We start from the raw sequence: 22,735 nt of genomic DNA, 5'->3' as shown, positions 1-22,735 counted from the left end.
CCAGCGCGTGACGTTCGCGAGGCTGATGACATAGTTGCCGTGGTTCTTGAAGTTGTCGGGCAGCGCCCAGTTCGGCACCGATTTAGCCCCCGTTTCGGAAAGAAAAAGGAACTTGTCCTCGGTCACGGGCACGTTCAGCGGTGCGCCTTGCTCTTTCCAGTCCGGCATCAGCTCGTTCAAGGCACGCGGATCCATGACCGCGCCCGAGAGGATATGCGCCCCGATTTCCGAGCCTTTCTCCAGCACGCAGACGCCGATTTCAGCGCCTTTTTCCGCGGCCAGCTGCTTCAGGCGGATCGCGGCGGACAGCCCGGCGGGGCCGCCGCCGACGATCACCACGTCGTATTCCATCGACTCGCGTGGACCGTACTGTGCAATCAGATCACTCGGCGACATATCCTCTTCCTTGCTTGCTAACTGAGCGCCCTAAGCCGCTCGATCAAAACTGCACTTCGCTCAGCGCGAGCACGCCAGCGTCGCCCTTTGCGGCCAGGATCGACGTCTCGAGGCCGCTTGCCTGCGCGAGAATGTGCTCGGCGTAGAACTGCGCGATCGCGATCTTCGCGCCGTAAAACTCGGCGTCGTTCGCGAGTTCGCGTTGCGAGACGAGCAACGCACGCGCCATTTGCCAGCCGCACAGCACGATGCCCGCGAGCTTGAGATACGGCACGCTGCCCGCGAACACCGCGTTCGGGTCGCGCTTGACGTTCGCAACCACGTAATCGACGACATTCGCCAGCGCGCGTGCGCCCTTTTCCAGTTGCTCGCGCATCGATGCCGCCGCCGCGCCGCCGGCCTGACCCAGTTCCTCAGCAGTCCGGGCGATCTCGCCAAGCAGCGCCTTCGCCACCGCGCCGCCGTCGCGCACCGTCTTGCGGCCTACCAGGTCGTTCGCCTGGATCGCCGTGGTGCCTTCGTAGATGGCGAGAATGCGCGCGTCGCGGTAGTACTGGGCCGCGCCCGTTTCCTCGATGAAGCCCATGCCGCCATGCACCTGGACGCCAAGGCTCGTCACCTCGTTGACCATTTCGGTGCTCCAGCCCTTCACGATCGGCACGAGGAATTCGTAGATCGCGAGATTGCGCGCACGCGCTTCAGGGTCGGCGTGGTAGTGAGCATGGTCGCTATAGGCGGCGGCGACATACGCGAGCGCTCGTGCGCCCTCGGTCATCGCGCGCATCGAGGCGAGCATGCGGCGCACGTCCGGGTGATGGATGATGGTCGCCGACTGCTTGAGCGAGCCGTCCACGGGGCGGCTCTGCACACGCTCCTTCGCGTACGCCACGGCCTTCTGGTACGCGCTCTGCGCCACGCCCACGCCCTGCATGCCTACGCCGAAGCGCGCCGCGTTCATCATGATGAACATGTATTCGAGGCCGCGATTCTCCTCGCCCACGAGGTAGCCGGTCGCGCCGCCGTGATCGCCGTACTGGAGCACGGCCGTCGGGCTCGCCTTGATGCCGAGCTTGTGTTCGATCGATACGCAATGCACGTCGTTGCGCGCGCCGAGCGAGCCGTCTTCGTTGACGAAGAACTTCGGCACGACAAAGAGCGAAATGCCTTTCACGCCTTCGGGCGCGTTGGGCGTGCGCGCCAGCACGAGGTGAACGATGTTTTCCGCCATATCGTGCTCGCCCCACGTGATGAAGATCTTCGTGCCGAAGACCTTGTAGGTGCCGTCGCCCTGCGGTTCGGCGCGCGAGCGTACCAGTGCGAGGTCGGAGCCGGCCTGCGGCTCGGTGAGGTTCATCGTGCCGGTCCAGTCGCCGGAGATGAGCTTCGGCACGTAGCGCGCCTTCAGCTCGTCGCTGCCCGCGGTCAGCAGCGCCTCGATGGCGCCGTCGGTGAGCAGCGGGCACAGCGCGAACGAGAGGTTCGCCGCGTTGAGCATTTCGATGCAAGGCGTAGCGATCAGCTTGGGCAGCGCCTGGCCGCCGAATTCGGACGGATGCTGCAGCCCCTGCCAGCCGCCCTCGACATACTGGCGGAACGCCCCGGCGAAGCCAGGCGTCGCCGTGACCTCGCCGTCGCGCCAGCTGCTCGGCGCGCGGTCGCCTTCTACGTTCAACGGCGCGATGACTTCGCCGGAGAGCTTCGCGCACTCGTCGAGCACGGCCTGCGCAGTGTCGAAACCAGCGTCTTCGAAACCCGGCAGGGTTGCGACGGCGTCGATGCCGGCCAGCTCTTTCAGCACGAACAGCATGTCCTTGACAGGGGCGTTGTAGCTCATGATCGGTCCTTCCAGTCACTCAGGGGTCAAATTGGATGCGCCGCCGGGCCAGGGTTACCTGGGTGGCTACCTTGCGGCAGTACAGGACGGATCGTAGCGTCAATGGGCCGCAATACCACTGTCCAAACCGGACCACATGGTGACAATTCTGGCCACATTGTCGGCCGCTGTGCCCACCCATCATGGGTGGGTGTCCTCACTTTATGCCGGCGATGCCCAGGCACTCAGCCGCGCCGGCGGTAGGTGCCGGGCGTGCTGCCCGTCCAGTGTCGAAAGGCGCGATGAAAGGCGCTGGGGTCGTCGAAACCCAGATCGCCGCCAATAGCCGCGATCGTGTCCTGGGTATCGGTGAGGCGCTGGATCGCCACGTCGCGGCGCAGTTCGTCCTTGAGCGCCTGGAAGGTGGTCTCCTCCGCGGCGAGGCGCCGGCAGAGCGTGCGCACCGAGCAGTGCAGGTTGTCGGCCGCCGCTTCGATGGTCGGCAGATCAGGCAGTTGCGCCGCCAGGTACTGGCGCACGTTGTGGCTCACGAGCTGCTCGCTGAAGGTCTCGAAGATCCAGTCGCCGGGCGAGCGCGCGAGAAACGCGCGCAGGTTGCGCTTGCTCTGCCGGATCGGCATGTCGAGAAAAGCCGCGCTAAAGCGCATCAGCGTGGCCTCGCAGCCAAAGCGCACGGGACCCGAGAAGAAGTAGCGGTGATCGAGCGCGTGCGGCGGCTGCGCGCAGGCGAAATCGACTTGCAGCAGCGGAATACGCTGGCCGATCAGCCAGGACGACACGCCGTGCGCGAGCTTGAGCATCAGCTCCTGGCCGAGCGGCCCGATCGCGCCGTACGCCGGGTTGGCGCGCAATGCCACCTGGGCCACCAGCCCCTGGCGGCGCGATTCGAGCCGGAAGTCGTCGAGCACGATGTGGAAGAACTGGTCGAAGCGATGCAGCGCCGTTTCGAGGTTGCGCGCATCGAGCAGGCTCAGGCAGAGAAACTTGAGCGTGCCGCTGCGCAGCGGCCGGCTGAAGATGCCGGGCATCTCGTCGTCGAGTTCGATGGCGAGCGTCTGGTAGAGCGTGGAGAACTGCTCTTCCGTCACACGGCCGCCCGGCTTGGCGAGCAGTTCCAGCGCGATGCCCGCCTCGTTGAGATAGCGGCGGATCACGGTGGGCTCGGCGCCCGCGCCGGCGAGAAAGCCGTTGACGAGCGAGATGGGAACGGTGGCGCTAGGCGATGGCATGCATTGACGATGGAAGGCCGCGGAAACGGACGGACATCGGCGTCGGTCCGCGCGCCATTTTAAATCGGCGCGGCCAGAATCACGCGGCCTGGCCCCTCGTCCGCGCAAACGCCGCAAACCACGCGAGACTTTCCGGGTTGGCCATGGTGTCCGGATTGGCCACCTTCTCGAGCGGCTGCCCGAGCAGAAGCCGCTTGATCGGCACCTCCATCTTCTTGCCCGATAGCGTGCGCGGAACGGCTTGAACCTGATGGATCTCATCGGGCACATGGCGCGCCGAGAGCGCCTCGCGCACGCGCGCGCGAATGCGCTGCGCGAGCGCGTCGCCCAGATCGACACCCGGGCGCAACACCACGAAGAGCGGCATCGACGAGCTGCGCCCCAGGTACTCCAGATCGACCACGAGGCTGTCGAGCACCTCGGGCACCGACTCCACCGCGCGATACAGCTCGCTCGTGCCCATGCGGATGCCATGGCGGTTGATGGTGGCGTCCGAGCGTCCGTAGATGACCGCGCCGCCGCGGGGCGTGATGCGCAGCCAGTCGCCGTGGCGCCAGATGCCAGGAAACATGTCGAAGTAGCTTTCGCGGTAGCGCCGGTTCGCTTCGTCGCGCCAGAAGTAAAGCGGCATCGAAGGCATCGGCGCGGTGCACACGAGTTCGCCGACTTCGTCGATGCGCGCGTGCCCGGCGTCATCGAATGCCTCGACGCGCGCGCCAAGGCACCGGCACTGCATTTCGCCGAGATAAACCGGCAGGGTCGGCACGCCGGCGAGGAAGCAGCCCGCGAAGTCGGTGCCGCCCGAAATCGCATCGATCCAGACGGGCCCCACCTGCTCGAGTATCCAGGCATACGCTTCAGGCGGCAGCGGCGAGCCGGTCGAGCCAACCGCGCGCAGGCGCGAGAGATCGTCCGCCGCACGCGGCTCGACGCCGGTCTTCAGGCACCCCTGGAAGTACGCCGCCCCCGCGCCGAAGAACGTCACGCCCGTCTCGCCCACGAAGCGCCACAACGCCTGCGCGTCGGGATACGTGGGGTTGCCGTCGTAGAGGCAGAGCGTCGCGCCCGCGAGCAGGCCGCCCACCTGGCAATTCCACATGATCCAGTTCGTGCTGGCGTACCAGTGGAAACGGTCACCCGGGTTCAGGTCGAGATGCAGCGCGGTGAGCTTTACGTGCTCCACCACGATGCCGCCGTGCGAATGCACGATGGCCTTGGGCATGCCCGTCGTGCCCGACGAATAGACGATCCACAACGGATGATCGAACGGCACGTGTTCGATCTGCAGCGGGACGTTGCCAGCGATGGCGTCGCGCCATGCCGTGGCCTGCGGGTACGCCTTCGCGTCGGCGTCCGGGTCGAGCTGCGGGACGAACACGAGGTGCGCCACGCTCGGCAATTCGCGCAGCAGATGGTGAATCAGCTCGCGCCGGTCGTGCGGCTTGCCGCCGTAGCGATAGCCGTCCACGGCGAACAGCACCTTCGGCTCGATCTGCCGGAAGCGGTCGAGCACCGCGAGCGGCCCCATGTCGGGCGAGCACACCGACCAGATCGCGCCCACGCTCGCCGTGGCGAGGAATGCCACGACGGTTTCGGGCGTGTTCGGCATGAAAGCCGCCACGCGGTCGCCGCGCGTCACGCCCATGCGCCGCAGCGTGGCCGCGCAAGCCGCAACCTCGCGGCGCAGCTCCGCCCAGCTCAATTCGCGCGTGCGTCCCGCCATGGGGCCGCTCTCGCTGCGCGAAACGATCGCGGGCCGCGCGTCGCTCGCGAGCTGAAAGGCCCGCTCGACGTAGTTCAATTCGACACCCGGAAACCAGCGTGCACCGGGCATCGCCGCATCGGCGAGCGCCACGCCGCGCGGCTCGCGCGAGGGAATCTGCGCCCAGTCCCACAGCGCGCACCAGAAACCGTCGATGTCCTCGACGGACCAGCGCCAAAGCGCGTCGTAGTCGTCGAACGCGAGACCGCGCGTCTCGCCGAGCCATTTCATGAACCGGGTTACGCGCGCTGATTCGACTTGCTGCGGCTCCGGCGTCCAGGCCGGAGCGGATGCGGGAACAGTTTCGTTCATCTCGTTGCGTGAGCTCGTGCGGGTTCGTTTGACCTAATGGTGCCGGAGCCGGTGCGCCTCGAACAATTCAGGGAAACCAGTGGGAGGTTTCCAACCGCGTTTGCTGACGACGATGTCCGCTAACGTCGCGCGCAATGACATGTCACGTTGTGATTATTTCCAGTATTTCGAATAAAAGCGGTAATTGAACACTTACGCGCGATCAATATTTTGTTTCCCGATTTAATCTAAGATAAATCGAAATTCACATGCCGGGTTGTCCTGCACAAATAGATCGAACCGCTCATTTACCTTGCGCCGCGCAACGCCTGTTTTACCGGGAAAGTCCGGCAATACGGCCCATTCCGTACGCAATTGGCATAAGGCCCGTCATCAAACTGCAATCCACTGACGCCTTTAATTTGGCAAATTCCCGCCGGGTTGCCTCTCCCTATCGGACCAAGGTCTTATTGTCAGATTGCGCGCCCACTATCAGATTGAGCGCGTAGCGGCACGGGTTCCGCTCTCGCGGCATGCGATCCGCGCTGCAGACTCAGGCACAAGCATGTTGATGGCCTCGCGCGCAGCGCGAGATCTGCAATCCAGCCGGCTCGTACAGGAGATCGCGCATGTCCGAATCGACGTCTACGCCTCACCCCTCCGCCAAGCCCGATAGCGCCGCCACGCCAGCCGCCGCCAACAGGCTTCGCCTCGGCGCGCTCACCGCCCTCGTCGTGGGCTCGATGGTGGGCGGCGGTATCTTTTCCCTGCCGCAAAACATGGCGGCGAGCGCCGACGCCGGCGCGGTACTGATCGGTTGGGCGATCACCGCGGTCGGCATGCTCATGCTGGCGTTCGTGTTCCAGTCGCTGGCCATACGCAAGCCCGAACTCGACGGCGGGGTCTACGCCTTCGCGAAAGCCGGCTTCGGCGACTACATGGGCTTCGGCTCGGCCTGGGGCTACTGGATCAGCGCGTGGCTCGGCAACGTCGGCTACTTCGTTCTCCTGTTCAGCACGCTCGGCTACTTCTTCCCGGTGTTCGGCGAGGGCAACACGCCGATCTCCATCATCTGCGCCTCGGTGCTGCTCTGGGCGCTGCACTTTCTCGTGCTGCGGGGCATCAAGGAGGCTGCGATCGTCAATCAGATCACCACGGTCGCGAAACTGGTGCCGCTATGCCTCTTCATCGTCATCTGCGCGTTTGCGTTCCGCTCCGGCACTTTCACGGCCGACTTCTGGGGACAAATGAATCCCAAGCTCGGCAGCGTGACGAACCAGGTCCGCAACATGATGCTCGTGACGGTGTGGGTGTTCATCGGCATTGAAGGCGCGAGCATTTTCTCCGCGCGCGCGGAAAAGCGCAGCGATGTCGGCAAGGCCACGGTCATCGGTTTCGTCGGCGTGCTGCTCCTGCTCGTGCTCGTGAACATCCTTTCGCTCGGCGTGCTCACGCAGCCGAAGCTCGCGGCCCTGCAGAATCCCTCGATGGCGGGCGTGCTCGAAAACGTGGTCGGCCACTGGGGCGCGATTCTCATCAGCGTGGGGCTCGTCGTGTCGCTCGCGGGCGCGCTGCTCTCGTGGGTGCTGCTGTGCGCCGAAATCATCTTTTCGGCCGCGCGCGACCACACGATGCCAAACTTCCTGCGCAAGGAAAACGCGAAGCACGTGCCCGCCAACGCGCTGTGGCTCACGAACGGCATGGTGCAGATCTTCCTCGTCATCACGCTGTTCTCGAAGGGCACGTATCTTTCGCTCATCTATCTCGCGACCTCGATGATCCTGCTGCCCTACTTCTGGTCGGCAGCCTACGCATTCCTGCTCGCACTGCGCGGCGAAACGTATGAAGCCAACAGCGGCGAGCGCAACAAGGACCTCGTCATCGCGGGCATCGCCGTGATCTATGCGGTCTGGTTGATTTACGCCGGCGGCCTCAAATACGTGCTGCTCTCCGCGTTGCTCTACGCGCCAGGTATCGTGCTGTTTGCACGCGCAAAACGCGAGGTCGGCCAGACCGTGTTCACCACCATCGAGAAGTTCGTTTTCGCCGCTGTGCTGATCGGCGCATTGCTGGCGGCTTTCGGCCTGTACAAGGGCTTTCTCACCCTCTGATTCGAGGAGTCTCATGATGAGTACGGACACTGTCGCCTTCGGCGTCAATTCCGAGGCAGGCAAGCTGCGCAAGGTCATGGTATGCGCGCCGGGTCTCGCGCATCAACGCCTCACACCCAGCAACTGCGACGAGCTGCTTTATGACGACGTGATTTGGGTCAGCCAGGCGAAGCGCGACCACTTCGACTTCGTGACGAAGATGCGCGAGCGCGGCGTGGACGTCCTCGAGATGCACAATCTGCTCACGGAAACGGTGCGACACCCCGAAGCGCTCAAGTACATCCTCGATCGCAAGGTTCGCCCCGAGACCGTGGGCGTTTCGCTCGCCGGCGAGGTGCGCAGCTGGCTCGAAGGGCTCGAGCCGCGCAAGACCGCGGAATTCCTCATTGGCGGCGTGGTTGCCGAAGATATTCCGGATACCGAACAAAGCAAGATCCTCAAGGAATTTCGCCGTTATCTGGGCTATTCGAGCTTCGTGCTCGCGCCGCTGCCCAACAGCACCTTCACACGCGACACGACCTGCTGGATCTACGGCGGTGTTTCGCTCAATCCGATGTACTGGCCGGCCCGCCGGCAGGAAACGCTGCTCACCACAGCCATCTACCGGTATCACCCCGAGTTCGCGGGCAAGGACTTTCAGGTGTGGTACGGCGACCCCGACGAGGACCATGGCGCGGCCACGCTCGAAGGCGGCGACGTGATGCCGATCGGCAACCGCGTCGTGCTGATCGGCATGGGCGAGCGCACGAGCCGCCAGGCAATCGGCCGTCTCGCGCAGAACATTTTCGCCAAGGGCGGCGCCGAGCGCATCGTCGTGGCGGGCCTGCCCAAGTCGCGCGCGGCCATGCACCTGGACACGGTATTCAGCTTCTGCGACCGCGACCTCGTGACGATCTTCCCCGAAGTGGTCAACGAGATCGTGCCGTTCTCGATTCGCCCCGACGAAAAGAGCCCCTCGAAGCTCGACCTGCGCCGCGAGGAAAAGCCCTTCGTGGATGTTGTGGCCGAAGCGTTGAGTTTGAAGAGCCTGCGCATCGTCGAGACCGGCGGCAACGCGTTCGCGGCCGAGCGCGAGCAATGGGACGACGGCAACAACGTCGTGTGCGTCGAGCCCGGCGTCGTGATTGGCTACGACCGCAACACCTATACGAATACGCTGCTGCGCAAGGCCGGCGTGGAGGTCATCACGATCACGGCGAGCGAACTGGGCCGCGGGCGAGGCGGCGGCCACTGCATGACTTGCCCGATCGTGCGCGACGCCGTCGATCTCTGAGCGTCGCTCCCTATCCGCATTCCCACTGCATTCGCAACGGAGAAACGACATGGCTTTCAACCTGCGCAACCGAAGCCTGCTTAGTCTGATGCATCACAACACCCGCGAGCTCCGTTATCTGCTCGATCTCTCGCGCGACCTCAAGCGCGCCAAGTACACGGGGACCGAGCAGCAGCACCTCAAGGGCGTCAACATTGCGCTGATCTTCGAGAAGACCTCCACGCGCACGCGCTGCGCGTTCGAAGTCGCGGCCTACGACCAGGGCGCGAACGTCACCTATATCGATCCGACCTCCTCGCAGATCGGCCACAAGGAAAGCATGAAGGACACGGCGCGTGTGCTGGGCCGCATGTACGACGCGATCGAGTATCGCGGCTTCAGGCAGGAGATCGTCGAGGAACTGGCTAAGTTCGCTGGCGTGCCGGTGTTCAACGGCCTCACCGACGAATACCACCCCACGCAGATGCTCGCCGATGTGCTCACCATGCGCGAGCATTCGGACAAGCCGCTCACGCAGATCAGCTACGCGTATCTCGGCGACGCCCGCAACAACATGGGAAACTCGCTGCTGCTCATCGGCGCGAAGCTCGGCATGGACGTGCGCATCGCGGCGCCGAAATCGCTCTGGCCGCACGACGAGCTCGTGGCGGACTGCAAGAAGTTCGCCGAGGAAAGCGGCGCGCGCATCCTGCTGACCGAGGACCCGAAGGCCGCCGTCAAGGACGTGGATTTCGTGCACACCGACGTGTGGGTCTCGATGGGCGAGCCCATGGAAGCCTGGGGCGAGCGCATCAAGGCGCTGCTGCCCTATCAGGTGAACATGCCGCTCATGAAGGCGAGCGGCACGCCGCATACGCGCTTCATGCACTGCCTGCCCGCCTTCCACAACAGCGACACGGTGATCGGCAAGCAGATCGCAGACAAGTATCCAGAGCTCAAGGGCGGCGTCGAGGTCACGGAGGAAGTGTTCGAGTCGCCGCTGAATCTGGCCTTCGAACAGGCGGAAAACCGCATGCACACGATCAAGGCGATTCTCGTTTCGACGCTCGCCGACATTTGAACCGTACCGATTGACGGCGCGCGTGCGCCGCGCGGCCGGGTTGCAAACCCGGCAACGCGGTGCATGCGCCCCGCTTCACCGACACGCATCACCTTGGGAGTCAGACATGCGAATCGTGATTGCGCTTGGCGGGAACGCGCTGCTGCGTCGCGGCGAGCCGATGACGGCGGAGAACCAGCGCGAGAACGTGCGCCTCGCGGCCACCCAGATCGCGCAGATCGCACAGGGCAACGAACTGGTGATCGCCCACGGCAATGGGCCGCAGGTCGGCCTGCTCGCGCTGCAGGGAGAGGCCTACAAGGACGTGCCCGGCTACCCGCTCGACGTGCTCGGCGCGCAGACCGAGGGCATGATCGGCTACATGATCGAGCAGGAACTCGGCAATCTCCTGCCGTACGAGGTGCCCTTCGCGACCATCCTCACCCAGGTCGAAGTGGACGCGAACGATCCGGCGTTCCAGCATCCGAGCAAGCCGATAGGCCCGGTCTACACGAAGGAGCAGGCGGAGACGCTCGCCGCCGAGCGCGGCTGGGCCATCGCCCCGGACGGCGACAAGTTCCGGCGTGTCGTGGCGAGCCCGCGGCCGAAGCACATCTTCGAGATCCGCCCCGTGAAATGGCTGCTGGAGCGCGGCACGATCGTGATTTGCGCGGGCGGCGGCGGCATTCCGACGCTCTACGGCGAAGGCCACAAGCTGGGCGGGGTGGAGGCCGTGATCGACAAGGATCTGTGCTCCGCCCTGCTCGCGCAGGAGCTGGAGGCCGATATGCTCATCATCGCCACCGACGTGAACGCCACGTACGTCGACTGGAGCAAGCCGTCGCAAAAGGCGATTGCGAGCGCGCATCCCGACGAACTGGAGAAACTGGGCTTCGCGGCCGGGTCGATGGGACCGAAGGTCATGGCGGCCGCGGAGTTCGCGCGCAACACCGGCAAGGATGCGGTGATCGGCGCGCTGGCCGATATCGTGGCGATTACCCAGGGCAAGGCGGGCACGCGCGTGAGCACGGGCAGGCCGGGCTTGATCTTCCATTAAGGCTGGCCTGTTCGGCCTGAGAGCGGGCGCGTCGAAACGGCGCCTGAAAATGCAGGGCGCGCACCGCAGCTGGCGAAGCCGCGGTGCGCGCCCTGTTGTGCGTTTGCGTGGCGCCTACTCCTCGCGTGGCGGCGGCATGACCTGGGCGCTGATGGTGTGGTCGCGCCAGAACAGGTTGTTAATGCGGCCCTGCAACCTGCGCAGCCCCTCCTCGCTCGCGGCGTGGAAGGTGAGCAGCGCGCCGGGACGGCCCGCCCCCTCGATACGCTGAATCGCGTCGTATGGCGGAAAACCGTAGCGCTCCAGAAACTCGTTGATTTCGGCATCCGTGACGTGTTCGTCGATATTACCCAGCAGCAGCTCGGCCATGGTCTAACCCCTCGTGAGCGTTCAATCGTGATGATAGTGTGGTTTGATCCGGCGCGACGACAGGCTGCGCCGGATCGAACGCCATGCCGCTCAGTACTTCTCCTGCACGTAGCGGTAAGGATAGTCCGGGTCGCGGTAGCCTTGTGGCTTCTGGCGTTCGGGCAGCGTGACCTTCTCGCGCGGCAGCGCTTTGTACGCAATGGTGTTCAGAATATGGCTGATGACGTTCAGACGCGCACGCTTCTTGTCATCGGATCGGACAACGAACCATGGGGATTCCGGCGTATCCGTCATGTCGAACATTTCGTCGCGCGCCCGTGAATAGTCGTACCAGCGGCTATACGACAGGAGGTCCATGGGCGAAAGCTTCCAGATCTTGCGCGGATCGTTGATGCGACCTTCGAGGCGCCGGGTCTGCTCTTTCTGGCTCACTTCGAGCCAGAACTTGATGAGGATCGTGCCCGAGTCGATGATGGCGCGCTCGATGAGCGGCACCCCGCGCAGGAATTCCGTCGCCTGTTCCGGCGTGCAAAAACCCATCACGCGCTCGACGCCCGCACGGTTGTACCAGCTGCGGTCGAACACCACGATCTCGCCCGCGGCGGGCAACAGCGGCAGGTAGCGCTGGAAGTACATTTGCGACTTCTCGCGCTCCGTGGGCGCGGGCAGCGCGAAGACGCGAAACACGCGCGGGCTGACCCGTTCGGTGAGCGCCTTGATCGTGCCGCCCTTGCCTGCGCCGTCACGGCCTTCGAACAGGATGCATACCCTGAGGCGCTTCTGGACCACCCACTCCTGCAAGCGAACGAGTTCGCCATGCAGGCGCTCGAGTTCCTCTTGATAGGCCTTTTCGCTGAGTTTTTCCGTCGGCACGGCTGCGCTCGCGGCCTTGACTTCGTCTTTCTTCGCCATTGAATCGCTCCCCGCTTCAGACGCCTCACACGAGGCATCCATCCACTATGGTGTGTGGACGAAGGGCGCGCAATAAGACTTTAGACTCAGGCACTGGCCGTCTTGACGTCCGGCAATCACGCTCGCGTACGAGCGCGTCATTCGTGCGCGTAATTGAACTCGGGCATGGCCTTCAGTTGGTCCTTGTCGGCCTGCAGCACGATCTGTTTGCGGTCGATGCGCAGGTCGTTGAACGGCACGGCCACGAGATGCTTGCCCAAACCGAGGAAGCCGCCCACGGAGAGAATCGCGAAGGCGCCCTGGTTAGGCGACTCGAGCACGATGTCGTCGATCGCGCCGATCTTGCTGCCGCTATTGTCGTAGACATCGGAGCCCACGAGCTTCGAGGCGCGAAAGCCGGTGCCCGACTGCACCGTCGCCATACGCTGCACGGCGATCGATTGCGGAGCCCCCTGCGCGAGCGCGGCAGACGGCACGCCCAGTGCACAGCCGAACACGCACCCAAACGCGACAACGAACGCAGTTGCGCGGCGGCAAGCGAGGTCACACAAATCCAGTGGGCGATTCGATTGTGTCGTCATGGTATCCCCCTCCTTTGTGCGAATGCACGGTGAATACCGCGCGAATGCAAGCGCTGTGCCTGGCGCACTCAGGCTTGCGCGAGCCAGTGCTCGATCAGCGGGCCGCGTTCGCCGTAAAGGGGATCGCTAGCGGGATACGGGAGCGCCTGCATGGCGCGCAACTCCGCCGACGTCAGAACGTCGCGGCGGATGTCCCACTGCTGCCCGCGCGGATAGCCGCCCGCCACGCGGAAGCCGCCGGCCAGCGAAAGCAGGCAATGGCCCGTGCCGGCCGGCAGCAGCAGCGCGTCGCCGGCATGCACGCGCAGCACGCGCCCGCCCGGGCCGCCGAGAATCAGCTCGGCCGTGCCCGCGAACACGCCGAGCACCTCGTGCGCCGTGGAGTGGAAATGGTGATAGTCGAACACGCCGTCGAGCCATTGCACCGGCCAGCCGTTCGCCTCGAAGCGCTCGTTGAACGCCCTTGCAAGGTCATGGGGGCCCGGCGCCAGCGCGCGCCGATAGACGATGACGGGAAGCCGGGCGTTGTTCGGCACCCATCCGTGCCCGGCCAGGAAGAAAGTTTCCACACCGCTTTTGCCTTGGGCCAGACGGCTTTCGCGCAGATGGCGCTGAAAATGAAAGGCGCGATTTTCGTGCATCGTCTTACTCCCTCGCATCGCTGGCGGCCGACGCGTTCGCTGCGCCGTTTGTCGTTTCTTTTGCCGCGCCCTTTACCGGCTGCTTCGCGTGATGCGGTTTGTGTTTCGAGGAATGCGTCGTTCGCGTGGCCTGCGCGCCTTTGTTGGCGGGCACGCCTTGTTCGACGCCCTGGGTCGGCGCCGGGTACACGCCGTTGGCCTTCGCCCCGTTCGACTCCGTGGCGGGTGCCGTGGACGGTCGATCCGCGCCGGTGTTGTCCTGCGCGAGCGCCACGCCCGCCGCCGCTCCTTCCAGGACGAGTGCCAGCGCGAGCGCGCCGGCCATGAAACCCTTCGTCGGTGGGGTGTGCATAGTCATCGGTCCTCCATTTCAGTACGATGCGAGCCCGGGTGCGAGGACCCCGCAACATCGAAGCGAGCTGACGGCGAAGGTCCCTGCTTAAAAAGCAGCAACCCGCGTACCGGCCCGGGCAGGCCCGAGCCCGGCACGGCGTTTGCGGCCAGTCGGGCAAATGGATTCGCGCGAACACGGTGCCGAGGTACCGCGGTGCCACATCAGGCGCACGCTTCGCGCATCCCGGAGAGGTCTATGCGTTCGAATTTCCTTCTCGCCGCCCGTGTTCGACGCGGCCCCGAGGCTCATCTGCCGACCGAGGAGCCCGATAATCCGCGTCGGCCGCCATCGCCTCCGGTGGTGCCGGACGTCGAGCCGCCGCCCGTGCCGGCAGGCGATCCGCCGCCTGAAGCGCCACCCGAGCGCCTGCGCTAGCGTTCCCGGCCGCCATGACGCGGCAGCGCTCAGTCGGCGCCCAGCAGCCGGCGCAACAGGCCCGCCTTCACCTCGGGCCATTCGTCCTCGATGATGATAAAGCGCACGGAATCGCGCTTGCGGCCGTCCGGCATGATGCGTTCGCGCCGCACCACACCCTCTTCTTTTGCGCCGAGGCGCAGGATCGCGGCGCGCTGTGCTTCGAGGTGGGCATCATGGATTTCAACAAGTACGGCGGCGACATCATCTTCCGCATCACGCGGCCCGCCGATGGCGCGCTCATCGCCATGGCGAAATCGGGCTTCGTGTTCTTCGACTACGAAGCGAAAAAGGTCGTGCCGATGCCGCAGGCCTTCCGCGACAAGTTTCCGCAGGTCAATACGCTCGGCTGAGCCTGGATTCGCTCAGCGCGGCTGGAACATGATGAGCGCCATGCCGGCGAGCGTGAAGCCGATGCCGGCCCAGTCCCAGGGGCTCGGCCGGATCGCCTCGACGGCCCAGAGCCAGAGAATCGCCACGCAGACATAGACGCCGCCGTAGGCCGCATAGGTGCGCCCGGCGGCCGTGGGATGGAGCGTGAGCAGCCACGCGAAGAGCGCGAGCGAGGCCGCGGCGGGCACGAGGAGCCAGGCGCTCGCGCCTTCGCGCAGCCAGCGGTAAGGCAGATAGCAGCCGATGATCTCGGCGAACGCGGTCACGACGAAAAGCACAAACGTCTTCATGGGCGGCGGCGAATGGCTGGGGCGCCCATGGTAACGCAAGCGGCGAGGCCGCCTGCGCGATTTTCGCAACGTACCGCTCAGCTCCCTTCAGGTGGGCTCAGGGCCGCTCTCCGCGGGCAAGCCGCGCTTCGATCTCGTTCACCACGGGCAGCAGATCGGCGACGCTGTCGATCACATAGTGCGCGCCCGCCGCGCGCAGGCGTTCCGCGGCCGCGGAGCGGCGGCGCGCGAATTCGTCGGGCGCGAGCGCGCGGACTTCGTTCTCGGACAGGCCGAACGCGTTGCCGCTCACCGCGACGCCCACCGCCCATGTCCCGCCGTTGATGCCCTCCTCGATGCCGACTTCGGTGTCGTCCACCTTGATCGCGTCGCGCGCGAGCCACACGCCGAGCTGCGGCAGCGTGCGATAGATCATGTACGGCGAAGGCCGGCCCTCGGGCGTGTCGCCTGTGCAAACAATGCTGTCCGGTTCGAAACCCTGAGCCTTCGCGCCTGGCACGATCTGGTCGATGATCTCGCGCGTGTAGCCCGTGGTCGTGCCGATGCGTACGCCATCGGCGCGCAGCGCGGCGGTCACGGCTGCCACGCCCGGAATCACGTCGCTGTACTGCGCGGCCACGGCGATGTTCTTCGGCACGAAGACGTCATACACGGCGTCGATATCGGCTTCACCCGGCGCGTGGCCGTAGCGCGCCTCCCATGCCGCCGCGACGCGCGGCAGCGCCATCAGCGCCGCGATGTGCGGACGCTTGGCCATGCCCATCGGCCCGCGCGCCTCGTCGATCGTGATCGGCACGCCGAATTGCTCGAAGGTCTCGACGAAGGCGCCCATTGGCGCGCGCGAGCCGTAGTCGACCACGGTGCCGGCCCAGTCGAAGATCACTGCCTTGACGTGTTTCATTGCATGCGTCCTGCTAAAAAGTCGATGATGTGGAGTCTTGACGGTATGCGAGCATCAAGCGGCGAGCGCTTCGCGTGCGCCGAGGTCGAGCGGCGCGGGCGCAGCACTTGCCACGCCGAGCGTGCGCAGCGCTTCGCCGCACGCGGCCACGACGCGGCGCATGACGGTCTCGTCGAGCGCGCCGATGCAGCCGATGCGAAAGCTCTCCACGCTTGTCAGCTTGCCCGGATAGATGATGAAACCCTGCGTCTTCATCAGTTCGTAGAAGCGCGCGAAGTCGAATGCGGGATCGGCCGGGGAAAAGAACGTGACGATGATGGGCGAGCGCCAGGCTTCGGTCAGCAGCGGCTCGAAGCCTAGCCCGCGCATGCCCTCGACGAGCACGTCGCGGTTGCGCGCATAGCGCGCGAGGCGCCCCGGCTGGCCGCCTTCGAGCGCGTGCAAACGCAGCGCCTCGATGAACGCGGCCACCGCGTGCGTGGGCGGCGTGAAGCGCCATTGGCCGGTGCGATTCATGACGTCCCACTGGTCGTAGATATCGAGCGCGAGCGAGTGGCTCACTCCCTTTGCGTTGTTCAGGACTTCTTTTTTCGCGATCACGAAGCCGAAGCCCGGCACGCCCTCGATGCACTTGTTGGCCGAGGAGACGAACGCGTCGCAAGGCAGCGTGCGCACGTCGAGCGGCACCGCGCCGAACGCGCTCATCGAGTCGACCAGTAGGCGCCGCCCCTGGCGGGCCGTCACGGCCGCAATCTCTTCGATCGGGTTCAGAATGCCCGAGCTGGTCTCGCAGTGGACGGCGACGACATACGTGATGTCCGGGTTCGCGATCAGTAGTTGCTCGACGTCTTCGGCGCGCGGCGGCAGGTAGTCGCCGGTGTCGTGCACGGTGTGCTGGCGGCCCAGGTAGCGCAGCGTCGTGGCGATGCGCTTGCCATACGCGCCGTTGGCGAGCACGAGCGCGTGGCCGTCGCGCGGCACGAAACTGCCGAGCATTGCCTCGACGCAATAGCTGCCGCTGCCCTGCAACGGCACGCAGTCGTATTCACCCTGCTCGTCGCCCGCGATCTGAAGCAGCGCAGCGCGCAATTGCGCGGTCATGGCACGGAAGTCGGCGTCCCACGAGCCCCAGTCGCGCTGCATCGCGGCCTTGGTCGAAGCCGCAGTGGTAAGCGGTCCGGGGGTCAGGAGATACGGCTCGGAGGGGGTGGTCATGCGGGCTCCAGTGGGCGTCGGGACAGTCAATGCCGACACGTTAGCGCAGCCCTATCCATCGGTAAAATCGATATAATCGATGGCTGTATAAGCTGAACTTGTCCCCTGTTGCCGGAGCGCTTCGACATGCAATACGCGCAGTTGCGGGCCTTTCACGCCGTCGCCGAACACGGCGGGTTCTCACGCGCCGCGCAGGCGCTCTCACTCACGCAGCCGGCCATATCGGACCATGTGCGGCGGCTCGAACAGGATTTCGGGGTCAAACTGTTCGAGCGCGGGCCTCGCGGTGTCGAACTTACGGAACTGGGGCGACGACTCTTCGCGGTGACGCGCCAGATGGTGGGGTGCGAACGCGACGCGCGGCGGCTGCTCGAAGCGGCGGGGGCGCTCGAATCGGGCGAACTTGCCCTCGCCGCCGACGCGCCCGACCTCGCCATCAAGCTGATCGGCGCGTTCAGGCGGCGCTATCCGGGGGTGGTGATCAAGCTCTCGATTGCGAACGCGACCGAATGCATGCGCCGCGTCCTCGCGAGCGAAGCCGACGCCGCGATCACGGCCGCGCGCCAGGTGCACAGCCGACTGCAGGCGCGCGTGCTGCGCGAGGAACCGCTCGTCGCGGTCGTGCCCGCCGAGAGTCCCGCCGCGAAAAAGCGCCGTATGACTTACGAGGAGCTCGTGCTTGAGCCGATGGTGTTTCGCGAAACGCATTCGGTCACGCAGCAGTTACTCGAAGCCGAACTCGTGCGTAAAGGACTGCAGGTCCAGCCCGTGCTCTACGTGGACGGCCGCGAGGCATTGCAAACGGCCATTGCGCAGGGTGTGGGCGTGGGCGTGATCGCGCATGCGGAATTCGGCGAGTCGCGGCGCATTCGCATGCTGCCGCTCGTGGACTGCCAGGTGCGCATGGTCGAATCGCTCACGCGCCTCGCCGACACGTCCTCGTCGAATCTGCTTGACGCGCTCTTCGCCACCCCGCTCGATTGAGCGGCGGGAGGGCCGTCAGGACACCACGATGGCGGTGCCAACGGCATGGAGCAGATCGCGCAGCGTTTCGGCCTGCTCCATGCGCGCCCCGTGGCGCAGGTGAATGCGCAGCGCCCGGCCCGCAATGCCGTCGACCGGGCGCGCGAGCCAGAGTTCGACGGCGAGCCCGAGGCCGTCGGGCGCATCGGGCACGACAGGTTCGACGACGCGCGGCTTGAAGGAGGCGGATTCGGACATGGCTAGACCTCGTCGGTGGCGGGATCGACTTCATCGTAGCGAGGCGACACGCCAGCGCCAAACGAGAAATCCACGTATGCAAATGAGCGCCGCCCCGCATTGGATCACGCGGGCGGTGGCATGCATGCCCCGCTCGCGCCGCGCGCCGCTTCGTGGGGGCCTGCGGGGGGTGGCTCTTTTAGCAGCAGCATGTGGCCGCGAGTGGCAAACTGAACGCATCGTCGCGCGGCCATTTGCCTGTTTGCCTGCAACGAGATGGGAGGAGCTCTTCATGGAACGCCCCTTTACCGATCGCCGCGAGGCGGGCCGTTTGCTCGCCGGCCCGCTCTCGGCCTACGCGGACAGACGCGACGTCATCGTGCTCGCGCTGCCGCGCGGCGGCGTGCCGGTAGCCTATGAAGTCGCGAAGACGCTGCATGTGCCGCTCGATGTCTTGCCCGTGTGCAAGCTCGGCCTGCCCTGGCAGACGGAACTCGCCATGGGCGCGCTGTCGTCGAACGGCGCACAGTACGTGGACAGCGCGCTCGTGCGCAGCGCCGGCGTGAGCGAGGCACAGTTGCAGAGTGCCATGGCGCTTGCGCGCATCGAGCTTGGACGGCGCGAGGCGCGCTATCGCGGCGAGCGTGCGCCGCTAGCCGTGGCGGGCCGTGTGGCGGTCGTCGTCGACGACGGCATGGCCACGGGCGCGTCGCTCAAGGCAGCGGCGCTCGCGCTCGCCACGCTGGGCCCCGCGCGCATCGTCGCGGCGCTGCCGGTTGCACCCGCGGGCTCGCAGGACCGGCTCGGCGGGACCGTGGACGAGTTCGTCTGCGCGCGGATGCCCGAGGCGTTCTACAGCGTCGGCCAGTTCTATCTCGACTTCGATCAGGTTAGCGACGACACCGTGCGCGACCTGTTGGCTCAAGCGGCGGCTGACGACGCGTAGATCCAGGCCGCGCCGGACGTGCCGCCGCTCTCACAACCGCTGCTCTCGCGCTCTATCGCACCGGATTCGACGCCGCTTCGCCCACTACCGTTTGCCAGGGCCGCACGCGCCAATGCTTCACGAGCCCCGAGAGCACATACGGGTCGGCGCGCGCGAACGCTTCGGCCGCGGCCGGGCTGTCGCCCTGAAAAAGCAGCAGCGCATTGTCGACGGGATCGGCAATCGCCCCCGCTAGCAGCAACTCCCCGCGTTCGACGGCGGCCCATGCCAGTTCCAGATGCGCGCTGCGGTGTTCGGGACGGCGTTCGAGGTAGTCGTCTGCGAGTTCGTACATCAAGAGGTAATGCATCCGCGTTCTCCGTGCTGTTGCGGCCGCGCCGGACAGGGTCGACGGCCGATAGCGAACATTGTGCAGCAGCCCACGCGTCAACCGAACACATTGCTGCGTCGTTTTAATGGCGGCTTTGCCATAATGGCGGCGCGCGAGAGTCGCACCGGCCATTCACGGCGGGCCGCACGTCACTGAGAACGTCCAAAGTCAAGGGAGTGAACGATGAAGATGCAATCCGTCATTGCTGCAATCGTGCTGGGCGGCGCGCTGGCCGCGCCGGCGTTCGCACAAACCGCCGCACCCGCTGCGCCGGCGGCGAACAGCCAGCAGAACAAGATGAAGGCATGCAACACCCAGGCCGGCGACAAGAAAGGCGACGATCGCAAGGCATTCATGAAGCAGTGCCTTTCGGCTGCCGGCACCCCCGCTCCGACCATGACCCAGCAGGAGCGCATGAAGGCGTGCAACGCCCAGGCCGGCGACAAGAAAGGCGACGACCGCAAGGCATTTATGAAGACCTGCCTATCGACAAAGAGCTGAGCGAAGGGGTTCGGGCACCCTCCCGCACCCTTCTGCATCGGCAGGATCCGCGCGCCGCAGCGTTTGCTGCGGCGCGTTTTTTTATGCGCCGGTTTTGTGCGTTGCAGCGGTTGTTCGATCTCCGCGCGCCCGCGTCGCCGGTTGTGCGAATCATCGCGTATGCGAAATCGTGCAGGTTTGCGCGGAATTGCGTCATCCCCCGCATTCGGACGTGCCGTTTTTCTCCTATGATGGCTGCAGCGGCGGCCCCTCCCCGAGAAATCACACATTAGCCATCGGGCTGCCGCGTTGACGTTGATGCCAATGGCATCGAACGGAGGCGCAGATGGCATGGAGACACAAGAACCGCTGGTTTCGCCGCTGGCTCATGGTGATCACCTTCTGGCTCGTGCCGGTGATGATCGTCGTGGTGCGCGAGGTTCAGGACGAGATGGCGTATAACCGCGCGGATTTGCAGCGCGCGCTGACCACCTGGACCTTCACCGACGCCGAGCGCGACGCCGGCGCCCCGCTGCGCTGCCACGGCACGCCCGAAACCGCGCGTGCAGCCGGCTGCCCCGCCGGGGTGCTCGCGGCGAACGCGCAGCGCCAGCAGGAAGCGCGCGACGAATACGCCGTGCGGCGCACGACGCTCGCGGGCTACTTGTGGCACGCGTTCGTCGGTTACTGGGTCGTGCCCGCTGCAGTGCTGCTCGCGATCGGCGTGCTGCTCGGCGGCGTGAAGCGCGCCCTGCGGCGGCCCACGGCCAAGCCAGTGCCGGAGCGCTAGCGCTTTTCGTGCATGCTCCAGCGCGCAGCGTTTGTGCTGCGCAGCCTCAAAGTGCGGGTCGGCACGTTCGGGTATAACGACTGGACGCCGTGACATCGCGGCGCCCGGCAACAAGAACGGAGAACAAGATGACCGCATCTCGCATGCTTTTGAAGGCTTCTGTCGCAATCGCCGTCGGCGTCGCGGCACTCTCGGGCTGCACCACCACCGGTAGCCAGGCACCCAGTGCCGCGACCAATGCATCGCGCGCCCAGTCGATCAACTCCGACGTCGACGCCACCCTGTCGCGCCTCTATCAGACCGTGCCAGGCTCGCGCGAGCTGGTCGGCAAGGCTCGCGGCATTCTCGTGTTTCCGCGGGTGATCCAGGCGGGCATCGGCGTCGGCGGCGAACACGGCGACGGCGCGCTGCGCGTGGGCGGCAGCACGGTTGGCTTCTACAGCACGTCGTCGGCTTCGGTCGGCGCAACGCTAGGCGTGCAGTCGAAGTCCGTCATCTATCTCTTCATGACCGAAGACGCGCTGGCGAAATTCCGCAATTCGAGCGGCTGGTCGGCAGGCGGCGACGCATCGGTCGCGCTCGTGAAGGTCGGCGCGAACGGCTCGATCGACACCACCACGGCCACCAAGCCCGTGCAGGTCTTCGTGCTCACCAACAGCGGGCTGATCGGCGACCTCTCGCTCGGCGGCACGAAGATCACGAAACTCGACCTCTAAGCGCAGCGCGAACGTCCGCGTGCTCAGGTCGCGGACGTATCGATCACCTTGAAGCGCGAGCGCTTGTTCGCGCGAATCACCGCCTCATACGCCTGCACGTACTCCTGCGCCATGCGGTGCGAGGTGAAACGCTCTTCGAAGCGGCGCCGCACGCCGGCGCGCGGAACGCGCGCGATGCGGTTCACCGCCGCCACGGCGCCGATCTCGTCCTCGACGATAAAGCCCGTCACGCCCTCCTCCACCACCTCCGGCACCGCACCACGATTGAACGCGATCACTGGCGTGCCACACGCCATCGCCTCGATCATCACGAGGCCGAACGGCTCCGGCCAGTCGATCGGGAACAGCAGCGCATGAGCGCCGGAGAGGAATTCGGCCTTCTGGCTGTCGTTGATCTCGCCCACGTACTCGACGTGCGGCAGCGCAAGCAACGGCTTGATGTCGCGCTCGAAATACTCGCGGTCAGCTTCGTCGACCTTCGCGGCGATCCGGATGGGCAACCCGCAGCGCCCGGCAATGCGTATCGCCGTGTCGACGCGTTTTTCAGGCGAAATACGGCCGAGAAACGCAAGATAGCGCGGCTCGACGGGCTGCGGCGTGTAAAGCGTCTCGGGCAGGCCGTGGTAGACGGTGCGCAGCCAGCGCGCCTGCGGCATGGGCTGGCGCTGTGCATTCGAGATCGAGATGACGGGCGCGGTGTTGAACGTATCGAAGACCGGCTGCTGCTCGGGCAGGTCGAGACGGCCATGCAGCGTCGTCACGAACGGCGTTTCCTGGCGCTTGAACACCGAAAACGAGTAGTAGTCCATATGGAAATGCAACACGTCGAACTGGTCGGCCTGGCGGCGCACCATCTCCATCAGGAGCATGTGCGGTGCGATGCGGTCGCGGATGCCGGGGTCGAGCCGCAGCGCGCGGGGCCACACGGGCTCGAGCTTCGCGCTCGTGAGCGAATCGCCGCTCGCGAACAGCGTGACGTCATGCCCGAGTTCGACCAGCGCTTCGGTGATATACGACACGGCGCGCTCGGTGCCGCCATAGAGCTTCGGCGGGACCGATTCGGTCAGTGGGGCGATCTGCGCAATTCTCATCGAGTGTCTCCAGGAAACGGGGCCGCGTTGCCCGTTCTTG

General features: G+C 65.6%; 25 protein-coding genes. 10 read left to right on the top strand and 15 right to left on the bottom strand.

Translation table 11 applies throughout. The features are described from left to right. From M3I56_RS22760 to M3I56_RS22745, 4 genes are all read right to left on the bottom strand, one after another. Positions 1–396 (bottom strand): NAD(P)/FAD-dependent oxidoreductase (locus M3I56_RS22760; RefSeq protein WP_254355916.1); only part of this gene is annotated, 396 nt, incomplete at its 3' end. Positions 397–439: 43 nt separating this feature from the next. After that, positions 440–2,230: an acyl-CoA dehydrogenase gene (locus M3I56_RS22755; RefSeq protein ID WP_254355915.1), complete on the bottom strand. Its 1,791-nt coding sequence runs from the start codon at positions 2,228–2,230 to the stop codon at positions 440–442. A gap of 224 nt (positions 2,231–2,454) precedes the next feature. Beyond that, positions 2,455–3,459 carry an AraC family transcriptional regulator gene (locus M3I56_RS22750; protein ID WP_254355914.1) on the bottom strand — a complete coding sequence of 335 codons (1,005 nt, stop codon included), beginning with the start codon at positions 3,457–3,459 and terminating at the stop codon, positions 2,455–2,457. Positions 3,460–3,538: 79 nt separating this feature from the next. Continuing rightward, complete coding sequence (locus tag M3I56_RS22745; RefSeq protein ID WP_254355913.1) at positions 3,539–5,533, bottom strand: acetoacetate--CoA ligase; 1,995 nt, start codon at positions 5,531–5,533, stop codon at positions 3,539–3,541. 722 nt (positions 5,534–6,255) lie between these two features. Here M3I56_RS22745 and arcD point away from each other — a divergent pair. The 4 genes from arcD to arcC all read left to right on the top strand — a co-directional run bounded on the left by arcD (position 6,256) and on the right by arcC (position 10,992). After that, positions 6,256–7,623 (top strand): arginine-ornithine antiporter, encoded by a 1,368-nt coding sequence (gene arcD / locus M3I56_RS22740; RefSeq protein ID WP_254355921.1) that lies wholly within the window; start codon positions 6,256–6,258, stop codon positions 7,621–7,623. A 13-nt stretch (positions 7,624–7,636) separates the two neighbouring features. Next, complete coding sequence (gene arcA, locus M3I56_RS22735) at positions 7,637–8,896, top strand: arginine deiminase (RefSeq protein ID WP_375541773.1); 1,260 nt, start codon at positions 7,637–7,639, stop codon at positions 8,894–8,896. A gap of 49 nt (positions 8,897–8,945) precedes the next feature. Then, entirely contained in the window at positions 8,946–9,956 is a 1,011-nt protein-coding gene (locus M3I56_RS22730; RefSeq protein WP_254355912.1) for an ornithine carbamoyltransferase, read from the top strand. A gap of 106 nt (positions 9,957–10,062) precedes the next feature. Then, the gene (gene arcC / locus M3I56_RS22725; RefSeq protein WP_254355911.1) at positions 10,063–10,992 is read left to right on the top strand and encodes a carbamate kinase; all 930 of its coding nucleotides are present in this window, start codon (positions 10,063–10,065) and stop codon (positions 10,990–10,992) included. A 114-nt stretch (positions 10,993–11,106) separates the two neighbouring features. Here the strand turns inward: arcC and M3I56_RS22720 are convergent, their stop codons facing one another. The 5 genes from M3I56_RS22720 to M3I56_RS22700 form a co-directional block, all read right to left on the bottom strand. Then, positions 11,107–11,361 carry an RNA-binding protein gene (locus M3I56_RS22720; protein ID WP_254355910.1) on the bottom strand — a complete coding sequence of 85 codons (255 nt, stop codon included), beginning with the start codon at positions 11,359–11,361 and terminating at the stop codon, positions 11,107–11,109. A 90-nt stretch (positions 11,362–11,451) separates the two neighbouring features. Next, entirely contained in the window at positions 11,452–12,273 is an 822-nt protein-coding gene (gene ppk2, locus M3I56_RS22715) for a polyphosphate kinase 2 (RefSeq protein WP_254355909.1), read from the bottom strand. Positions 12,274–12,410: 137 nt separating this feature from the next. Continuing rightward, complete coding sequence (locus tag M3I56_RS22710) at positions 12,411–12,854, bottom strand: PRC-barrel domain-containing protein (protein WP_254355908.1); 444 nt, start codon at positions 12,852–12,854, stop codon at positions 12,411–12,413. A 68-nt stretch (positions 12,855–12,922) separates the two neighbouring features. Then, positions 12,923–13,495, bottom strand: coding sequence for a cupin (locus M3I56_RS22705; protein ID WP_254355907.1), 573 nt, complete (start codon positions 13,493–13,495; stop codon positions 12,923–12,925). 4 nt (positions 13,496–13,499) lie between these two features. After that, positions 13,500–13,853, bottom strand: a complete 354-nt coding sequence (locus M3I56_RS22700; RefSeq protein WP_254355906.1) for a hypothetical protein — start codon at positions 13,851–13,853, stop codon at positions 13,500–13,502. A 425-nt stretch (positions 13,854–14,278) separates the two neighbouring features. Here M3I56_RS22700 and M3I56_RS22695 point away from each other — a divergent pair, with 425 nt between their 5' ends. Next, on the top strand, positions 14,279–14,656 hold the full coding sequence (locus tag M3I56_RS22695) for a thioesterase family protein (protein ID WP_254355905.1): 378 nt from the start codon (positions 14,279–14,281) through the stop codon (positions 14,654–14,656). A 12-nt stretch (positions 14,657–14,668) separates the two neighbouring features. On the opposite strand, the gene M3I56_RS22690 is transcribed toward M3I56_RS22695, so the two are convergent. The 3 genes from M3I56_RS22690 to M3I56_RS22680 all read right to left on the bottom strand — a co-directional run bounded on the left by M3I56_RS22690 (position 14,669) and on the right by M3I56_RS22680 (position 17,102). Then, positions 14,669–14,986 (bottom strand): YnfA family protein, encoded by a 318-nt coding sequence (locus tag M3I56_RS22690; RefSeq protein ID WP_028207023.1) that lies wholly within the window; start codon positions 14,984–14,986, stop codon positions 14,669–14,671. A 97-nt stretch (positions 14,987–15,083) separates the two neighbouring features. Next, entirely contained in the window at positions 15,084–15,887 is an 804-nt protein-coding gene (phnX, locus tag M3I56_RS22685; protein ID WP_254355904.1) for a phosphonoacetaldehyde hydrolase, read from the bottom strand. 54 nt (positions 15,888–15,941) lie between these two features. After that, on the bottom strand, positions 15,942–17,102 hold the full coding sequence (locus M3I56_RS22680) for a 2-aminoethylphosphonate--pyruvate transaminase (protein ID WP_254355903.1): 1,161 nt from the start codon (positions 17,100–17,102) through the stop codon (positions 15,942–15,944). Between the two features lie 126 nt (positions 17,103–17,228). Between M3I56_RS22680 and M3I56_RS22675 the strand changes: the two genes are divergently transcribed. Further along, positions 17,229–18,086, top strand: coding sequence for a LysR substrate-binding domain-containing protein (locus tag M3I56_RS22675; protein ID WP_254355902.1), 858 nt, complete (start codon positions 17,229–17,231; stop codon positions 18,084–18,086). Positions 18,087–18,101: 15 nt separating this feature from the next. Here the strand turns inward: M3I56_RS22675 and M3I56_RS22670 are convergent, their stop codons facing one another. Further along, on the bottom strand, positions 18,102–18,323 hold the full coding sequence (locus M3I56_RS22670; RefSeq protein ID WP_069268061.1) for a hypothetical protein: 222 nt from the start codon (positions 18,321–18,323) through the stop codon (positions 18,102–18,104). A gap of 271 nt (positions 18,324–18,594) precedes the next feature. On the opposite strand from M3I56_RS22670, the gene M3I56_RS22665 reads away from it, so the two are divergent. Further along, entirely contained in the window at positions 18,595–19,248 is a 654-nt protein-coding gene (locus M3I56_RS22665) for a phosphoribosyltransferase (protein WP_254355901.1), read from the top strand. Positions 19,249–19,300: 52 nt separating this feature from the next. Here M3I56_RS22665 and M3I56_RS22660 read toward each other — a convergent pair whose 3' ends face one another. Further along, positions 19,301–19,597 (bottom strand): YciI-like protein, encoded by a 297-nt coding sequence (locus M3I56_RS22660; protein WP_254355899.1) that lies wholly within the window; start codon positions 19,595–19,597, stop codon positions 19,301–19,303. Between the two features lie 204 nt (positions 19,598–19,801). Between M3I56_RS22660 and M3I56_RS22655 the strand changes: the two genes are divergently transcribed. From M3I56_RS22655 to M3I56_RS22645, 3 genes are all read left to right on the top strand, one after another. Next, positions 19,802–20,119 (top strand): PsiF family protein, encoded by a 318-nt coding sequence (locus M3I56_RS22655; protein WP_254355898.1) that lies wholly within the window; start codon positions 19,802–19,804, stop codon positions 20,117–20,119. Positions 20,120–20,444: 325 nt separating this feature from the next. Next, on the top strand, positions 20,445–20,888 hold the full coding sequence (locus M3I56_RS22650) for a hypothetical protein (RefSeq protein ID WP_254355897.1): 444 nt from the start codon (positions 20,445–20,447) through the stop codon (positions 20,886–20,888). A 128-nt stretch (positions 20,889–21,016) separates the two neighbouring features. Continuing rightward, entirely contained in the window at positions 21,017–21,604 is a 588-nt protein-coding gene (locus M3I56_RS22645; protein ID WP_254355896.1) for a YSC84-related protein, read from the top strand. A 23-nt stretch (positions 21,605–21,627) separates the two neighbouring features. On the opposite strand, the gene M3I56_RS22640 is transcribed toward M3I56_RS22645, so the two are convergent. Continuing rightward, positions 21,628–22,695: a glycosyltransferase family 4 protein gene (locus tag M3I56_RS22640; protein WP_254355895.1), complete on the bottom strand. Its 1,068-nt coding sequence runs from the start codon at positions 22,693–22,695 to the stop codon at positions 21,628–21,630. Positions 22,696–22,735 lie beyond the last annotated feature (40 nt).

The sequence above is a fragment of the Paraburkholderia sp. CNPSo 3281 genome (genome assembly GCF_024206515.1).
GTDB classification, from domain to species: Bacteria; Pseudomonadota; Gammaproteobacteria; order Burkholderiales; family Burkholderiaceae; genus Paraburkholderia; species Paraburkholderia nodosa.
The sequence above is the reverse complement of the archived record's forward strand: the minus strand, read 5'-3'. Positions and strand labels throughout refer to the sequence as shown.

Bases quoted from the DNA above. Each gene is read 5' to 3' on its own strand.
- M3I56_RS22755 (WP_254355915.1), bottom strand. From the start codon at position 2,230: ATGAGCTACAACGCCCCTGTCAAGGACATGCTGTTCGTGCTGAAAGAG.
- M3I56_RS22750 (WP_254355914.1), bottom strand. From the start codon at position 3,459: ATGCCATCGCCTAGCGCCACCGTTCCCATCTCGCTCGTCAACGGCTTT.
- M3I56_RS22745 (WP_254355913.1), bottom strand. From the start codon at position 5,533: ATGAACGAAACTGTTCCCGCATCCGCTCCGGCCTGGACGCCGGAGCCG.
- arcD (WP_254355921.1), top strand. From the start codon at position 6,256: ATGGTGGGCGGCGGTATCTTTTCCCTGCCGCAAAACATGGCGGCGAGC.
- arcA (WP_375541773.1), top strand. From the start codon at position 7,637: ATGATGAGTACGGACACTGTCGCCTTCGGCGTCAATTCCGAGGCAGGC.
- M3I56_RS22730 (WP_254355912.1), top strand. From the start codon at position 8,946: ATGGCTTTCAACCTGCGCAACCGAAGCCTGCTTAGTCTGATGCATCAC.
- arcC (WP_254355911.1), top strand. From the start codon at position 10,063: ATGCGAATCGTGATTGCGCTTGGCGGGAACGCGCTGCTGCGTCGCGGC.
- M3I56_RS22720 (WP_254355910.1), bottom strand. From the start codon at position 11,361: ATGGCCGAGCTGCTGCTGGGTAATATCGACGAACACGTCACGGATGCC.
- ppk2 (WP_254355909.1), bottom strand. From the start codon at position 12,273: ATGGCGAAGAAAGACGAAGTCAAGGCCGCGAGCGCAGCCGTGCCGACG.
- M3I56_RS22710 (WP_254355908.1), bottom strand. From the start codon at position 12,854: ATGACGACACAATCGAATCGCCCACTGGATTTGTGTGACCTCGCTTGC.
- M3I56_RS22705 (WP_254355907.1), bottom strand. From the start codon at position 13,495: ATGCACGAAAATCGCGCCTTTCATTTTCAGCGCCATCTGCGCGAAAGC.
- M3I56_RS22700 (WP_254355906.1), bottom strand. From the start codon at position 13,853: ATGACTATGCACACCCCACCGACGAAGGGTTTCATGGCCGGCGCGCTC.
- M3I56_RS22695 (WP_254355905.1), top strand. From the start codon at position 14,279: ATGACGCGGCAGCGCTCAGTCGGCGCCCAGCAGCCGGCGCAACAGGCC.
- M3I56_RS22690 (WP_028207023.1), bottom strand. From the start codon at position 14,986: ATGAAGACGTTTGTGCTTTTCGTCGTGACCGCGTTCGCCGAGATCATC.
- phnX (WP_254355904.1), bottom strand. From the start codon at position 15,887: ATGAAACACGTCAAGGCAGTGATCTTCGACTGGGCCGGCACCGTGGTC.
- M3I56_RS22680 (WP_254355903.1), bottom strand. From the start codon at position 17,102: ATGACCACCCCCTCCGAGCCGTATCTCCTGACCCCCGGACCGCTTACC.
- M3I56_RS22675 (WP_254355902.1), top strand. From the start codon at position 17,229: ATGCAATACGCGCAGTTGCGGGCCTTTCACGCCGTCGCCGAACACGGC.
- M3I56_RS22670 (WP_069268061.1), bottom strand. From the start codon at position 18,323: ATGTCCGAATCCGCCTCCTTCAAGCCGCGCGTCGTCGAACCTGTCGTG.
- M3I56_RS22665 (WP_254355901.1), top strand. From the start codon at position 18,595: ATGGAACGCCCCTTTACCGATCGCCGCGAGGCGGGCCGTTTGCTCGCC.
- M3I56_RS22660 (WP_254355899.1), bottom strand. From the start codon at position 19,597: ATGCATTACCTCTTGATGTACGAACTCGCAGACGACTACCTCGAACGC.
- M3I56_RS22655 (WP_254355898.1), top strand. From the start codon at position 19,802: ATGAAGATGCAATCCGTCATTGCTGCAATCGTGCTGGGCGGCGCGCTG.
- M3I56_RS22650 (WP_254355897.1), top strand. From the start codon at position 20,445: ATGGCATGGAGACACAAGAACCGCTGGTTTCGCCGCTGGCTCATGGTG.
- M3I56_RS22645 (WP_254355896.1), top strand. From the start codon at position 21,017: ATGACCGCATCTCGCATGCTTTTGAAGGCTTCTGTCGCAATCGCCGTC.
- M3I56_RS22640 (WP_254355895.1), bottom strand. From the start codon at position 22,695: ATGAGAATTGCGCAGATCGCCCCACTGACCGAATCGGTCCCGCCGAAG.